Origin of the sequence: Vibrio sp. SCSIO 43132 (assembly GCF_019904195.1) — a bacterium.
GTDB classification, from domain to species: Bacteria; Pseudomonadota; Gammaproteobacteria; order Enterobacterales; family Vibrionaceae; genus Vibrio; species Vibrio nigripulchritudo.
The window spans coordinates 3170561-3184628 of sequence record NZ_CP063199.1 but is presented as its reverse complement, the minus strand read 5'-3'; the positions used below and the strand labels follow the sequence as shown (position 1 = coordinate 3184628).

Below are 14068 nucleotides of genomic sequence, written 5' to 3'. Positions count from 1 at the left end.
AGGTAATCACTAAGTGATGAAATGGCGTAATTTCGAATACAAAAGGCGCGAAAAATACAATTTTTGCGCCTGATTAGATTTTAGAGAAAGAAACTATTAGGAATAAAGTTGCCCATCTACAACCACTGCCTGGCTGTTACGGTTCCCATCCAAAATGGTCATGGCAGCCAGAAACCCTCTTTTGAGGTAGCCCAGCTTATCTTGGTGCATTGCTTTTGCCGGGTAGGTGGATGCCATTTTCAACGCTTCCTCTTCCGGAATACCCCATTCAATGAGTTTTGCCACCGATTGGTCCATGCCAATATGTGCGCCTGCAAGGCTACCCTGGGCATTGACCAGCTTACCGTTGACCACTTGTACGGTCTCATTGTTCAGGGTAAATGTATCGCTTTGGCTGCCAACGGTCGCCATTGCATCTGTAACGACAAACAGCTTGCCAGCAGGTTTACTGCGGTGTGCCAAAAGTGTGCTTTCTTTCGATACATGAATGCCGTCGGTGATGATGGAGCACCACGTATTGTCGCTGAGAAGAGCAGTGCCTACGACTCCCGGCTCCCTGCCTTCTAATGGCGACATAGCGTTATATAAATGAGTAAACCCATCTACGTGGCGAATTTTATCGGCACCGAGTTGTGCTTGACTGGCGTTGCTGTGTCCGCATGAAACGATGATGTTTTTCTCTGACAACCAGCCTAGAACTTCAGTGGGTATCATTTCCGGTGCAAGCGTAACCAGCGTTGAACCGGAGGTCAGCCACGGCAATTTTTCGAGTTCGGAGATGGATGGGGTGTAAAAATGTTTTGAATCATGTGCCCCTTTTTTATCAGGGTTGAGCCAGGGACCTTCTAAGTGTACGCCAAGTACACCTGTGATTCTGTCGTTTATTGCCGATTGCGTCGCGGCTAGGGCACGCTCTATTTTCTCTTTAGTATCACTAATTAAAGTTGGAAGCAGGTACGCCGTGCCGTGTTTTCGGTGCGCACGACAAATAGTCTGAATTCCTTCCAGGTCGGTGTCCTGATTGAACATGACACCGCCACCGCCGTTAACCTGAATATCAATGAAACCCGGGGTGATGGTGCATTGGTTATATTCATGAATTGTCGCTGTGTCGGGGATGTCATTTTGTGCAACGATACTTACGATTTCGTTATCTTGCCAAAGAATGGCGGAGTGTTGGTGAAACTGTTCACCGTCAAAGATTCGCTTCGCTGAAATGGCTTGTAGAGACATAGATTTCCTTACTCGATAAATTGAAAGGCAGCACCCAGTAAGCAGGCGTCGTAGTCGCCTTGAGCACTAAAAAGAGGAATGTGAAATGGAGGAGGTGACTTCTGAATGTAATGGCGAACAGTTTTCAGATAGCCATTTGCCAGCCCGATGCCCCCGCCAATGACGATGGCATCTAAATCCAGACTGGCTTTTAAGTTTTGACACAGAGTCGCAATGGCTTTTGCGCTGTTGTTTATGATTTCCTGAGCCTGTGGGTTATCAGACGCAAGATCGAAGAGTTTGATATTGCTGATTTCATTGCCAATTTTCTCTTTGACCTGGCGCTGAATAGCATTGCCTGATGCTATTGCTTCAACACAACCATTTTGACCGCAGCCGCAAGGATGACCGTCAATGTTGACCACCGTATGCCCGATGTGCCCGGCAAAATTAGTAGCGCCTTTATGGAGTTTTCCATCCAGAATCAGACCGCCTCCGACACCCGTTGAAATGGTGATGTAAGCAACATTAGAAAGCGGTTGGTCCAGCTGAAGGTATTCATACCAAGCCGCAGCCTGAGCGTCGTTGAGCATAGAGGTGGGCTTGTTAGTTAATGCTTCCATTGCCTGACGTAACGGGAATGGGGTCGGAAAAGCCAGAGTATCGGGGTTTGTTGATGTGACACCTGCATGGCTTACCCAACCTGTGGTGGAAATGCCAATTTTTTCTGCTTTCGGTAGCCACTCCTGACAATGCTGGATGATGTGATGGACAAATTGATCAGCAGATTGAGCGTCAGGTGTTGGGATTTGCTTACGCTCCGTAAGAGTTTGAGTGGAAAGATCAACCAGCCCGATGGCAATTTTTGTTCCTCCAATATCAATAGCCAGTATTTTCATCTTTGCACTCCTGCTGCTTGAGTTGCGGAAATAAACCAGTCTGTCATCACCTCTAAACGAGTTAACGCAGATCCTACCGTTACGGCGACCGCACCACATTCAATCGCTTTTGCTGCCAGTTCAGGGGTGTGATAACGACCTTCTGCCATCGTAAAGAATCCAGCCTCGGAAAACTGTCTGACGAGTTGCAAATCTGGCTCACTGGGTACTTCGCCTTCCGTATAGCCTGACAAAGTGGAACCTATGATGTCGACCTTGTGGTTGTGTGCCCAAAGCCCGTCATCAAAGCAGGAGCAGTCAGCCATGGCGATGCATCCTGCTTTATGAATTGAGTCAATAAGCGCCTCTCTACTATCGGGGCGGGGTCGGGGCGTGCAATCAAAAGCAATGATCGCAGCTCCGGCTTTTGCCAGAGATTCAACGTCCGATACAAACGGCGTGATACGTACTGGGCTGTCGGTTAAGTCTCTTTTCACTATGCCTATTATCGGAATACCGACCGCAGATGAAACGGCGGCAACGTTCTCTATCCCCTCTATTCTAAGCGCCTTTGCCCCCGCCTGCTGCGCAGCCAAAGCCATTGCGACAATGATGCTGGTTTTTTCCATTGGGCTGCCAATGACTGGTTGAATTGATACCACCGTCTGACCTTGCAGTAATGCTCTTATTTGATTCATTTTTTTCGTGTTTTTCACAATTACCCCAAATTAAAGATTGCTGCGGAACCCGCCCATTCACTTCCGATAATCATCAAGTCTGTTTAGAAAGTGGCAGTTTTGATGGTTTTTTGCCCGCGTTCACATTTTGTTAAATACCGCTTTGAAAATAATCTTCATTGTCATAATAATTCTTGGTGAATATTTTTTTCAATAAAAAAAGAGATTTTTTTCAAAATGTCGTAAGTATGAAAATCTGACGGCAAAAACAAAAGGGAATAGCGATGAAAGCCATCAATAAATTGACGTTGGCAGTATTGGCAATGGGATGTGCCATGTCTGTTCAAGCTGCCACTACTTTGAAAATGGGCATGCAGGCTTCGGTTGGATCTGTTGAATACACTTCTGCAAAGCTTCTGGCTGATACCGTTGAAGAGCTGAGTAAGGGGGAATTAAAAATCACCCTGTACCCAAGCGCTCAGCTAGGGGATGACCGCGCCATGCTCCAGCAGTTGTCACTGGGTGATCTGGATATCACCTATGCGGAGTTTGGACGCATGGGGCTTTGGATCCCTCGTGCAGAGGCGGTAACACTTCCGTATGTCGCCAAAGACTACGAACACTTACGTCGTATGTTTGACTCTGAATTTGGTCAGGGTGTGCGTCAGGAAATGTTATCCAAGTTTAACTGGCGTGCACTGGATACCTGGTATAACGGAACCCGACAAACCACATCTAACCGTGCGCTCAAGTCGATAAGTGATTTCAAAGGGTTGAAGCTGCGGGTTCCAAATGCGAAACCTAACTTAAATTACGCCAAACTTTCCGGTGCATCTCCAACGCCGATGGCATTTTCTGAAGTCTATCTGGCACTGCAAACCAACGCGGTAGACGGGCAGGAAAACCCATTGCCAACCATCAAGACGATGAAGTTTTACGAGGTTCAGAGCAATCTTGCACTAACCAACCATATTGTGAACGACCAGATGGTCATCATTTCAGAAAACACCTGGAAAAACCTGTCTTCGGAACAGAAAGAGATGGTCAATCAGGCAGTCGCAAAAGCGGGTAAAGCGCATACCGCCTCCGTGAAAAAACAAGAAGCGGAACTGGTGTCCTTCTTTGAATCGAAAGGCGTTAACGTCACGTACCCCGAACTGTCTCCATTCCGTGACGCGATGCAACCTCTGTACGCTGAATTCGAAGAGAAAATTGGACAGCCTATCGTTAAGCAACTCGCTGCGATGTAAGTGTCCGGTCAGTTAGATATTCCGGCTGGCAAAGTGTTACCTGCCAGCCATGGAGCCCTAAATGCTACGTAAAATTACGAGAAATATAGAGGAAATCATCACGGTGCCGCTGATGCTTGTTTTGCTGGTTGTACTGAGCTGGCAAATCGGCACCCGCTGGCTGTTAGATGATCCTTCACTGTGGAGCGAAGAACTGGCGCGAGTGCTGTTTATGTACATGGCGCTGATAGGGTGTGCGATTGCGATCAAAAACAGCAGTCACGTCAATATCACGTTCTTTTCAGACAAATTACCCCTGAAAGCCCGGCTAATACTGGTGCTCTCTCTGGAGTTAGCGGTACTCGTTTCCATCTTTGCCATTATCTACCTTGGTTATCAGCACGTTCAGCGTACTGCTTTCTTTGAACTGATAACGTTAGAAATTTCAAGCAAATGGATGAATTACAGCTTGCCTCTTGGAGGTGTATTTATGGTTGTTCGTCAACTGCAGAAGATGTTGAAGGTTTTCGCAGAATACCACCAGACAAGTTATGAACAGCATGAAACAGGTATTGAAGGGAGATAAGGAAATAGCATGGCAAGTTCAATTTTCGGCTGGTTAGCTCTGTTGTTTGCAGGGATGCCTGTCGGTTTTTCACTCATTTTTGTCGCTCTGACTTTTCTGGTTTTAACCAGTAGCCCGGGGATTAACTTCGCTGCCCAGCAGATGCTTGGTGGCATTAACAACTTTACACTTCTTGCGGTGCCTTTTTTTGTTCTGACGGGGCACTTGATGAACAGTGCGGGTATCACCAAACGGATTTTCAATTTTGCTAAAGCCATGGTGGGCCATGTAACTGGCAGCCTCGGGCACGTAAATATTATGGCAAGTTTACTGTTTTCCGGGATGTCTGGCTCTGCGCTTGCCGATGCTGGTGGGCTGGGGCAGTTGGAAATCAAATCGATGCGCGATGCCAAGTATGACGATGACTTTGCGGGAGGATTAACCGCCGCGTCATGCATTATTGGTCCTTTGGTTCCGCCTTCGATCCCATTGGTGATTTACGGCGTTGTCTCAAACACTTCAATTGGTGCTTTGTTTCTGGCAGGAGCCATTCCTGGCCTTCTTTGCTGCATTGCTCTGATGGTCATGAGCTATTTCATCTGCAAGAAACGAGGATACATGACGCTTCCTAAAGCCTCGCGCAGAGCTCAACTTACGTCATTTAAAGAAGCATTTTTGTCTCTGCTGACTCCAGTGATCATTATTGGTGGGATTTTCTCTGGCAAATTTACACCAACGGAAGCTGCGGTCGTTTCTTCTTTGTACGCACTGTTTTTGGGTACTGTGGTATACAAGCAGCTCACAATTCGCGGTTTTATTGATGTACTTAAAGACACCGTCAACACAACCGCAGTGGTGGCGTTAATGGTTATGGGGGTAACGGTATTCGGCTGGATCGTGGCTAGAGAACAACTTCCCCAAATGCTTGCTGAGTACTTTCTGACAATCAGTGATAACCCTCTGGTGCTGTTACTGCTGATTAACTTGCTGCTCCTTTTCCTCGGAACCTTCATTGAATCATTAGCACTTTTGCTTTTGCTTGTTCCGTTTCTGGTCCCTGTAGCGAGCGCGGTAGGAATAGACCCTGTTCACTTTGGTGTCATGGCCATTCTGAACCTGATGATAGGTATTCTGACGCCACCAATGGGGATGGCTCTCTACGTGGTATCAAGAGTGGGAGATATTCCGTTCCACACCTTAACCCGAGGTGTGATCCCTCTGTTGGTGCCATTGTTCATCGTACTGATGTTGGTGGCGGTATTTCCTCAATTCACACTATTTTTGCCAGAACTGATCCTCAACTACGGGCAATAAACAGGACGATTCATAATGAAAAAATTAACAGGGTTGATTGCTGCGCCTCACACACCTTTTGATCAGAATAACGAGGTGAACTTTGACGTCATTGATCAAATTGCCGAGCTCCTGATCTCGCAGGGTGTTTCTGGTATTTACATATGTGGTACGACAGGCGAGGGGATTCATTGCTCCGTTGAAGAACGTAAGCGCATTGCCGAAAGATGGGTAAAAGCCAGCCGTAACCGATTAGACATTATTGTCCACACCGGAGCGCTCAGTATTGTTGATACGCTGGAACTTACCCGTCATGCGGAAACGTTAGATGTCCTTGCGACCTCTGCGATTGGTCCCTGCTTCTTTAAGCCCGGCAGTGCAGAAGATCTTGTCGATTACTGTGCTCAGGTGGCGAGTGCAGCACCATCAAAGGGCTTTTATTACTATCATTCCGGCATGTCTGGCGTTGATGTCGATCTGGAACAGTTTCTTATTCAGGGCAACGAGCGAATCCCCAATCTTTCTGGAGCAAAGTTCAATCATTCTGATCTTTATGAATACCAACGCTGTGTGCGAGTTGCTGGCGGAAAATTTGATGTGCCTTTTGGTGTCGACGAGTTTTTGCCAGCAGGGTTGGCAGTCGGTGCGGTTGGGGCGGTGGGCAGTACCTATAACTACGCAGCGCCTTTGTATCTGGAGATCATCGGTGCATTTCAGCAAGGTGATCACCAGAAGGTGGCTCGGTTGATGGATTCGGTAATTGCCATTATCCGTGTGCTGGTCGAATACGGTGGAGTAGCCGCAGGGAAAGTAGCTATGCAGCTACACGGTATTGATGTGGGGAACCCGAGAACACCGATCAGAACGTTATCTGAAGGGCAGAAACGAGACGTGCTGGTGAAGCTGCGTGATGCTGGCTTTGTCAGAACAAGTTTGTAAGGAGGGAATGATGGAAGGCATATTTGTTCCTTTGATGACGCCATTCAGTGCCGATGGAGAGTTGGAATACAGCAAACTTGACGCAATGATCGAGTATCACATCTCACAAGGTGTTCACGGTTTTTATGTGGGTGGCAGTTCTTCTGAGTGTTTTATGATGAGTATTTCGGAGCGCCAGAAGGTATTGAAATACGTCAGCCAGGTAGTAAAAAAACGTGTACCGGTTATTGCGCATGTAGGGGCAATTGCGTTAACCGATGTTCGTTTATTGATAGATACTGCATTGGACGAAAACTACGATGTTATTTCTGCGATACCTCCGTTTTACTATGGGTTCACCAAGCAAGAGGTGACGTATTATTACCAGTCCATTCTGGATTACACCGATCTGCCTCTGCTGCTTTACAACATTCCGGGAACGACAGGGGTTACCTTTACCCATGAGACCTTGCTGAACCTGCTGATGATGGACAACATCATTGGAATCAAGCACACAACACCGGACATGTTCTTTATTGAGAGGTTGCGACATCTGCAGCAAGACAGCCTGATATTTCATGGTGAAGATTCAATGCTGGTTAACGGTCTGCAAATGGGGGCGAGTGGTGGTATCGGCACCACCTACAACTTAATGCCTGCGCAGTACGTGAAACTCTTCGAAGCCATGAAGCAAGGCGACGTTGATAAAGCGATGGCTCTGCAACATCAGGTTAATCGTGTAACTGAAGTTCTGCTGGAGGTTGGGCTATATCAAAGCATCAAATTTGCGATGAGTGAAATGGGTATCGATTATGGTCACTGCAGAGAGCCTTTCTTACCCCTGTCGAAGGAAGATAAAGGACGGGTTATGACGTGCCTGGAACGTTACGGTTATCTCTAGGGTAAAGAGACCTGTATTTGATATGGTGAGTCTGATACCTTTGTCCAAATCTTCACTAAAGAAAAGAGAGTGTTGTGAGCTTACACAATAATTTACTGGTTCGACTCAGAGCGAACACTACGCCCTTAAGTAAGAAACTGCGTTTAGTAGCGGATTATGTGTTGGATAATGCTCATGACGTCCAATTCCAGACAATTACGGAGTTGGCGCGTAACTCTCAGACCAGTGAAGCTACCGTAGTTCGGTTGTGCCGCGATATGGGTTATAAGGGCTATTCAGATTTCCGTATGGCACTGGCTGTCGATCTGAGTCAAAACCCTCGGGAAAAGCAGGTCGAGATGGAGGGGGACATTTGCCACGTATCCGCCCAAAGAGCGGTAGCTAGTTTGCAGGATACCGCTCAGATCATAGACCGCAAAGCACTTGAAAGGGTGTGTGAACTGGTACATAAATCCAGCTACATCAGCTGTGTAGGAGTCGGGGCATCTAGCATTGTGGGGCGTTACCTGACTTTTCGACTATTGCGGATCGGAAAGAAAGTAAACATGTATGAAGACACCCATCTTGCGGCTATGAACGCCGTGCGCAGTACTGAAGGCGACCTTTGGTTTGCCGTCTCCAGTTCTGGGTCGACTAAGGAAGTGGTTCATGCAGTCAGGCAAACCCATGAGCGCAATGTCCCTGTTGTTTCTATCACGAATATCACTCACAGCGCACTGTCTTCAATATCAACGGAATCACTGATTGCTGCCAGACCAGAAGGTCCGTTAACGGGGGGAGCGTTTGCCTCTAAAGTTGGGGCATTGCTATTGGTCGATGTGCTCGTGAATACGCTTCTTGAGCAGTACCCTGAATACAAAGAATCAGTGGTTGAAACTGCTGAGGTTGTCATGCCGTTGATGCTCTAGGTCAGCGGCAATCGTATTTTTCTTCCATATCTCTGACGGCTTTTACCAGTAAGTTTTCCAGAGCCTCCATGTTGATTTTGCTCAGGTTAGTCAGGTAAAGGCATGACTTGGCGGTTTTCACTTTACCGATGGCGGCTAAGTCGTCGGCATAATCGCTGAATCCCTGCATGATGTAAACCGTCAGGTTTTGCTTTCGAGGTGAGAAACCTGTGATCATCCACGAGTAGGTGCCTTTGGTATTGGTGTACTCGTAACTGCCAAAACCAACGATGGAATCTCCCCACATCACGGCTTTTCTTTCTGTGACTCTCTCAAACATTGCCAATAATTCGAATGCATCCTCACGGCGTTTATCGTGTTCTACGGCATTCAAAAATTTGGTCACGCTTTTTCGGTTTGGACGGGTTTTTATCTCAGACATGGCAGTACCCTAGAAAGGCAAGAGGATAGAGATAAGATAAGTTTAAGGCATTTAAACATCAAGATACTCAAATTGAAAGGTGCCATAACGCAAGAAAGGCTAACCGAAGTTAGCCTTTCTTTAGGGGATGTGAATCTGTGTGGCAGTGATTACCAGCCTTTCACAACACCACCTTTAAAGATGTCCATCGCTGCGTTGTACACTTCGTCAGTCTGGTAAGCTTTTACGAAATTCTGTACGTTTTCAGCCGCTAGGTTTTCTTCACGAGCAACAATCAGGTTAACGTATGGAGACTCTTTGTCTTCTACGAATACACCGTCTTTCTCAGGCGTCAGGTCGATGCTGCTTGCGTAAGTTGTGTTGATGATTGAAAGTGCAACGTCATCCAGAGAACGAGGAAGCTGTGCAGCATCCAGTTCAACGATTGTGATGTTTTTCGGGTTTGCCACGATGTCACGTACTGTTGCCAGTAGACCAACACCTTCACGCAGAGTCAGAAGACCTTGTTGTTCAAGAAGAAGTAGAGAACGACCTAGGTTTGTTGGATCGTTTGGTACTGCGATACGCGCGCCATCCTGAATTTCGTCAACCGATTTTACCTGCTTAGAGTAACCTGCGATTGGGTAAACAAAAGTGTTACCAGCGATAGTCAGTTTGTAGCCACGATCGGTCACTTGCTGATCAAGGTATGGCTTGTGCTGGAATGCATTGATGTCGATAGACTTGTCGTCTAGCGCTGCGTTAGGCGTTACGTAATCGGTGAACGTTACTAGCTCAACATCCAGGTTGTATCTCTCTTTCGCAACTTTAGCTGCTACTTCTGCAACCTGTGCTTCTGCGCCTGCCATTACACCTACTTTGATTTTGCTGGTGTCTGCTTCTTTTTCGCCACAGCCTGTTAGTACAAGTGCTGAAGCCGCTGCCGCGATAGCCAATAGGCCTTTAAGGTTAAATTTCATCTTATTCTCCTTAATTCTAAATCCAAAAATTCGTTCTTATTAGCAGGTAACCTGAGAATCAAATTACCTGTGGTCAACACGGCGTACTAAGGCATCGCCGATTGACTGAATGATTTGTACCAGCACGATAAGCATCACTACAGTCACTGCCATGATGACCACATCGTAACGGTGGAACCCGTAACGAATCGCCACATCGCCAAGACCGCCGCCGCCCACGGTGCCAGCCATTGCTGAATAGCTCACTAGTGTTACCAAAGTGATGGTTACTGAGTTCACAATGGTTGGTAGTGCTTCAGGAAGCAGTACCTTTGTAATAATTTGAGTCGGTGTTGCGCCCATAGACTGAGCTGCTTCAACCAGACCTGTTGGCACTTCAAGCAAAGCGCCTTCAATCAGGCGTGCTACAAATGGAATCGCACCGATGGTCAGTGGAACGATTGCCGCCGTTGTACCGATAAAGGTTCCGACCAGAAGCTTGGTTACTGGGATGATGGCAACCATCAAGACCAGGAAAGGCACCGAGCGACCGATATTGACAATCGCACCCAGCACATTGTTCAGTGCCACGTTTTCAAGTAAGCCGCCTTTTTTAGTGGTGTGAAGAATCACGCCCAAAGGAATACCAACTGCAAAACCAACGATGCCAGCTACCGCAACCATGTAGACGGTTTCCCACGTAGCACTCAGCAGAAGATCGCCGTTGAGGCTTAACCACTCCGTTACAGACTTAAAGGACATAACCAAGTACCTCGACTTTTACTTTGTGATCGCGGATGAATTGCAGGGAGGCTTTCTCGCCTTCTTCATCGCCAAACAGCTCTGCCACCATCATTCCGAATTTCACGCCACCTGCGTAATCCAGATCTGAGCTCAGAATGCTGACATCAATGCCGTAGTTACGTGCAATTTGCGTCATCAGCGGAGCATCCACACTGGCACCAGTGAACTCTAGGCGCACAAGCGGGTAACTGCCTTCTACACGAGTAGGGTGCAAACGTGCCTGATAGTCTTCAGGAATGGAAAGGTCCAAAGTAGAGCGAATAAACTCGTGCGCCAGTTCCGTTTTCGGATGGGCAAAAATTTCACCAACCGTGCCTTTCTCAACCAGCTTGCCACCGCCAATGATGGCGACTTCATGACAGATGCTTTTCACTACATCCATTTCATGAGTAATAAGCAGCATTGTGATGTTCAGCTTGCGGTTAATTTCTTTAAGCAGTTCAAGAATCGACTGAGTGGTTGCTGGATCCAGTGCACTGGTTGCTTCGTCACACAACAAGACTTTCGGATCGGACGCCAGAGCGCGGGCAATGGCGACACGTTGTTTCTGACCACCACTCAGGTTGGCTGGGTAGGTTTCTCGTTTTTCTGCCAAGCCTACCAGCGCAAGTAATTCCGTAACTTTTGATTCGATGTGAGCTTTGTCTGCACCAGCCAGTTCCAGAGGGAGTGCGACATTTTCGAACACTGTACGGGAAGATAACAGGTTAAAGTGCTGAAAGATCATCCCGATGTTGCGGCGCGCTTTACTGAGCTCTGACTTTGACAGCTTAGTCAAATCAACACCGTCAACAATGACCTCGCCAGAGGTAGGTGCTTCAAGCATATTAACGCAACGAATCAGTGTGCTTTTCCCTGCACCGGATGAGCCAATAACACCAAATATGGCGCCTTGGGGAACAGATAGGTTGATATCTATTAAAGCGTTGATTTCCTTATCGCCTTGATAGAAGACCTTATTTACTTGATTAATTTCAATCATCTAAACAACCGTGCAGAGCTCGCTCAGAATAAAGTGAGCTTACAGAATAATATTTTGAACTTTGTCTCAATTTTCAGTCGATGCTATGGCTTTATGATTTTTAAGTCAATAGATATTTTTACGTCTAGACGTCTAAAAATCTTTATGGATGGACTGTGATATTTGTTCAAAGCAAGGAAAAGTATGCGCTGGCGGCAAATTGCACCGTTTACTCCTCTATTGAGTCTAAAAAGTAATTGAATAGTGCGAACAGGTATAAAGCATGTAATAATTTGCGCTTATTGAACTCGATAGCCAGTTATCTGTGCTCTCGGAAGGATTGTTGAGGAATCGATTTTGGCTAAACCTGCCGTATTTCTGGATCGCGATGGCGTGATAAACGTAGACCATGGGTACGTCCATGATGAACATGACTTCGAGTTTATTGATGGTGTTTTTGAAGCCACAAAAGCGTTAAAAGACATGGGGTATCTGCTGGTATTGGTGACCAATCAGTCCGGTATTGCCCGAGGCTTATTTACTGAAGATCGCTTCCTGTCGTTGACTCAGTGGATGGATTGGAACTTTGTTGATAACGGTGTCGAGTTCGATGGTTTCTATTACAGCCCGTATCACGAAGAACACGGTATCGGTAAGTACAAGAAAGACAGTGATTGCCGAAAACCCAAGCCGGGTATGCTTATTTCGGCCCGTGACTTTCTGAAAATCGACATGGAAAAATCGGTCATGGTGGGCGACAAAGCGGAAGACATGATGGCCGCTGAAGCCGCAGAAGTTGCTACCCGAATTCTGGTTCGCACCGGCAAACCCATCACGGAAAAAGGCGAAGCGTTGGCGACCACGGTGCTGGATAGCATTAAAGATGTCCCTGAATTTCTGAAAAGCCGTTAAGCCATGACATTAAAGTTCTGGAGCATTTCTCTTTTCGTATTACTGGTCGGGTGCAGCAATCAAGTTGCAACCCCCAACACTTACGTTTGCGGTGAGCAGTTAGAGATTTGGTCGCATCCAATAAATGAGTATGAATTGCAGATCGAGTTGGATAACGAGCGTTTCCTGATGACTCGTGTTCCTAGCGCATCTGGTGAGAAGTACGAGAATCGCTATCTCGGTCTGGTGTTCTGGACCAAAGGGAGTGAAGCCAGCTTGTCGATGCCCGATTCCCCATTGCAAATGTGCACTCAGATGAACCCGAATAAGACGTCTCTGTCTTCACAGAAGACGTTGTTTTAATTCTCTCATCACCCTTTGATGTGGGAAAGTTGCAATTTACCCACAGTTTTCGGCACTATTCTTTCACTAACTCCTCAAACATAAATGAACGTCTATGAGTAAGAAGCTCACTATTCTGGATATTGCCCGCCTTGCAGGTGTCGGCAAATCGACCGTATCACGTGTCTTGACTAAAGATCCGAAAGTCAAACCCGATACCCGGAAGAAAGTAGAGCAGATCATAGCGGACTCTGGTTACGTTCCCTCTAAATCCGCCCAGTCTATGCGGGGTGGAAGCCAGAAAGTGATTGGTGTGATCATTTCTCGTCTGGATTCACCTTCTGAAAATCTCGTGGTTAGCGCACTATTAAAAGCTTTGTATGCAGAAGGCTACGACGTGGTGATCATGGAAAGCCAGTTTGACTGCGACAAAACGAATGAACATCTGTCGGTGCTTAAACGTCGAAATGTGGATGGGGTGATCGTGTTTGGTTTCTCCGGCTGTGACATGTATGCGCTGGAAAACTGGGGACACCGTGCGGTTGTGATTGCGGCAGATTCAACGGAAATTTCCTCAGTGAACTACGATAATCAAGCCGTGATTGAAATGGCGTTAAACCAGCTGAGAGAATCCAACAAATCCAATATTGCATTCATCGGGGTAGATGATAGTGATGTTACAACAGGTTTAATGCGTACTCAGGCTTACCTGTCCTGGTGCGAATCACATTCAATCAAGCCGAATTACCGCTCTGGTGAACTCAACCATGAAAGTGGATACCGGCTGGTGGATGATGTTCTAAAACCAGAAACGGACGCCATTGTTTGCGCCAGCGACTCCATTGCTCTGGGCGTCAATAAAAGACTTCAAGAACTGGAGCGAGGTGATGTGACGGTATTTGGTGTTGGTGGCAATTCACTCCTTTCTTTCCTGTTCCCCAATACATTGAGCATTGATCCCGGATATGTGGAAGCGGGCAACCAAGCTGCCAGTTTACTCATTGATCAACTTCAGAATGAGCCGGATGTGAATCACATTACGCTCTCTCCAAGCCTGCCAGATTAACCTATTGAATCTTAATTGATATTTAAATATGTAGTGAAGGTCTTTATGGATTCCACTACATTTT

At 46.8% G+C, this 14068-nt stretch carries 16 protein-coding genes; 9 read left to right on the top strand and 7 right to left on the bottom strand.

The window, feature by feature from the left end:
* Positions 1-96: 96 nt before the first annotated feature.
* From nagA to INR79_RS14280, 3 genes are read right to left on the bottom strand one after another with little or no spacing between them, the layout of a single operon-like run.
* A complete protein-coding gene (gene nagA / locus INR79_RS14290; RefSeq protein ID WP_223094791.1) occupies positions 97-1233 on the bottom strand; it encodes an N-acetylglucosamine-6-phosphate deacetylase in 1137 nt (378 codons plus the stop codon).
* An 8-nt stretch (positions 1234-1241) separates the two neighbouring features.
* Complete coding sequence (locus INR79_RS14285) at positions 1242-2111, bottom strand: N-acetylmannosamine kinase (protein WP_223094789.1); 870 nt, start codon at positions 2109-2111, stop codon at positions 1242-1244.
* Positions 2108-2788 carry a putative N-acetylmannosamine-6-phosphate 2-epimerase gene (locus tag INR79_RS14280; protein ID WP_223094787.1) on the bottom strand — a complete coding sequence of 227 codons (681 nt, stop codon included), beginning with the start codon at positions 2786-2788 and terminating at the stop codon, positions 2108-2110. The genes INR79_RS14285 and INR79_RS14280 overlap by 4 nt, the downstream gene beginning before the upstream one ends.
* A gap of 263 nt (positions 2789-3051) precedes the next feature.
* Between INR79_RS14280 and INR79_RS14275 the strand changes: the two genes are divergently transcribed.
* The 6 genes from INR79_RS14275 to INR79_RS14250 all read left to right on the top strand — a co-directional run bounded on the left by INR79_RS14275 (position 3052) and on the right by INR79_RS14250 (position 8581).
* On the top strand, positions 3052-4017 hold the full coding sequence (locus tag INR79_RS14275) for a sialic acid TRAP transporter substrate-binding protein SiaP (RefSeq protein WP_223094785.1): 966 nt from the start codon (positions 3052-3054) through the stop codon (positions 4015-4017).
* 61 nt (positions 4018-4078) lie between these two features.
* On the top strand, positions 4079-4582 hold the full coding sequence (locus tag INR79_RS14270) for a TRAP transporter small permease (RefSeq protein WP_223094783.1): 504 nt from the start codon (positions 4079-4081) through the stop codon (positions 4580-4582).
* Positions 4583-4591: 9 nt separating this feature from the next.
* Positions 4592-5875, top strand: a complete 1284-nt coding sequence (locus tag INR79_RS14265) for a TRAP transporter large permease (RefSeq protein WP_223094781.1) — start codon at positions 4592-4594, stop codon at positions 5873-5875.
* 15 nt (positions 5876-5890) lie between these two features.
* Positions 5891-6793: a dihydrodipicolinate synthase family protein gene (locus INR79_RS14260; protein WP_223094779.1), complete on the top strand. Its 903-nt coding sequence runs from the start codon at positions 5891-5893 to the stop codon at positions 6791-6793.
* Between the two features lie 7 nt (positions 6794-6800).
* Entirely contained in the window at positions 6801-7673 is an 873-nt protein-coding gene (locus tag INR79_RS14255) for an N-acetylneuraminate lyase (RefSeq protein WP_262415353.1), read from the top strand.
* A 74-nt stretch (positions 7674-7747) separates the two neighbouring features.
* Positions 7748-8581 carry a MurR/RpiR family transcriptional regulator gene (locus tag INR79_RS14250; RefSeq protein WP_223094777.1) on the top strand — a complete coding sequence of 278 codons (834 nt, stop codon included), beginning with the start codon at positions 7748-7750 and terminating at the stop codon, positions 8579-8581.
* Between the two features lies 1 nt (position 8582).
* Here INR79_RS14250 and INR79_RS14245 read toward each other — a convergent pair whose 3' ends face one another.
* From INR79_RS14245 to metN, 4 genes are all read right to left on the bottom strand, one after another.
* Positions 8583-9002 carry a DUF1801 domain-containing protein gene (locus INR79_RS14245; protein ID WP_223094775.1) on the bottom strand — a complete coding sequence of 140 codons (420 nt, stop codon included), beginning with the start codon at positions 9000-9002 and terminating at the stop codon, positions 8583-8585.
* Positions 9003-9151: 149 nt separating this feature from the next.
* Positions 9152-9961: a methionine ABC transporter substrate-binding lipoprotein MetQ gene (gene metQ, locus INR79_RS14240; protein WP_223094773.1), complete on the bottom strand. Its 810-nt coding sequence runs from the start codon at positions 9959-9961 to the stop codon at positions 9152-9154.
* A gap of 63 nt (positions 9962-10024) precedes the next feature.
* Positions 10025-10702, bottom strand: a complete 678-nt coding sequence (locus tag INR79_RS14235) for a methionine ABC transporter permease (RefSeq protein ID WP_004400809.1) — start codon at positions 10700-10702, stop codon at positions 10025-10027.
* A complete protein-coding gene (gene metN / locus INR79_RS14230; RefSeq protein ID WP_022590183.1) occupies positions 10692-11726 on the bottom strand; it encodes a methionine ABC transporter ATP-binding protein MetN in 1035 nt (344 codons plus the stop codon). The genes INR79_RS14235 and metN overlap by 11 nt, the downstream gene beginning before the upstream one ends.
* 336 nt (positions 11727-12062) lie before the next feature.
* On the opposite strand from metN, the gene gmhB reads away from it, so the two are divergent.
* From gmhB to treR, 3 genes are all read left to right on the top strand, one after another.
* Positions 12063-12617, top strand: a complete 555-nt coding sequence (gene gmhB, locus INR79_RS14225) for a D-glycero-beta-D-manno-heptose 1,7-bisphosphate 7-phosphatase (RefSeq protein WP_004400812.1) — start codon at positions 12063-12065, stop codon at positions 12615-12617.
* 3 nt (positions 12618-12620) lie between these two features.
* A complete protein-coding gene (locus INR79_RS14220; RefSeq protein ID WP_004400813.1) occupies positions 12621-12959 on the top strand; it encodes an MliC family protein in 339 nt (112 codons plus the stop codon).
* A 94-nt stretch (positions 12960-13053) separates the two neighbouring features.
* A complete protein-coding gene (gene treR, locus INR79_RS14215) occupies positions 13054-14004 on the top strand; it encodes a trehalose operon repressor TreR (RefSeq protein WP_223094771.1) in 951 nt (316 codons plus the stop codon).
* The last annotated feature ends 64 nt before the right edge of the window (positions 14005-14068 follow it).

What these genes read in the sequence shown, in the direction of transcription:
- INR79_RS14260 (WP_223094779.1), top strand. Translation starts at nt 5,891, where the DNA reads ATGAAAAAATTAACAGGGTTGATTGCTGCGCCTCACACACCTTTTGAT.
- INR79_RS14265 (WP_223094781.1), top strand. Translation starts at nt 4,592, where the DNA reads ATGGCAAGTTCAATTTTCGGCTGGTTAGCTCTGTTGTTTGCAGGGATG.
- INR79_RS14275 (WP_223094785.1), top strand. Translation starts at nt 3,052, where the DNA reads ATGAAAGCCATCAATAAATTGACGTTGGCAGTATTGGCAATGGGATGT.
- INR79_RS14270 (WP_223094783.1), top strand. Translation starts at nt 4,079, where the DNA reads ATGCTACGTAAAATTACGAGAAATATAGAGGAAATCATCACGGTGCCG.
- INR79_RS14220 (WP_004400813.1), top strand. Translation starts at nt 12,621, where the DNA reads ATGACATTAAAGTTCTGGAGCATTTCTCTTTTCGTATTACTGGTCGGG.
- nagA (WP_223094791.1), bottom strand. Translation starts at nt 1,233, where the DNA reads ATGTCTCTACAAGCCATTTCAGCGAAGCGAATCTTTGACGGTGAACAG.
- INR79_RS14245 (WP_223094775.1), bottom strand. Translation starts at nt 9,002, where the DNA reads ATGTCTGAGATAAAAACCCGTCCAAACCGAAAAAGCGTGACCAAATTT.
- INR79_RS14235 (WP_004400809.1), bottom strand. Translation starts at nt 10,702, where the DNA reads ATGTCCTTTAAGTCTGTAACGGAGTGGTTAAGCCTCAACGGCGATCTT.
- INR79_RS14280 (WP_223094787.1), bottom strand. Translation starts at nt 2,788, where the DNA reads ATGAATCAAATAAGAGCATTACTGCAAGGTCAGACGGTGGTATCAATT.
- metN (WP_022590183.1), bottom strand. Translation starts at nt 11,726, where the DNA reads ATGATTGAAATTAATCAAGTAAATAAGGTCTTCTATCAAGGCGATAAG.
- metQ (WP_223094773.1), bottom strand. Translation starts at nt 9,961, where the DNA reads ATGAAATTTAACCTTAAAGGCCTATTGGCTATCGCGGCAGCGGCTTCA.
- treR (WP_223094771.1), top strand. Translation starts at nt 13,054, where the DNA reads ATGAGTAAGAAGCTCACTATTCTGGATATTGCCCGCCTTGCAGGTGTC.
- INR79_RS14285 (WP_223094789.1), bottom strand. Translation starts at nt 2,111, where the DNA reads ATGAAAATACTGGCTATTGATATTGGAGGAACAAAAATTGCCATCGGG.
- INR79_RS14255 (WP_262415353.1), top strand. Translation starts at nt 6,801, where the DNA reads ATGATGGAAGGCATATTTGTTCCTTTGATGACGCCATTCAGTGCCGAT.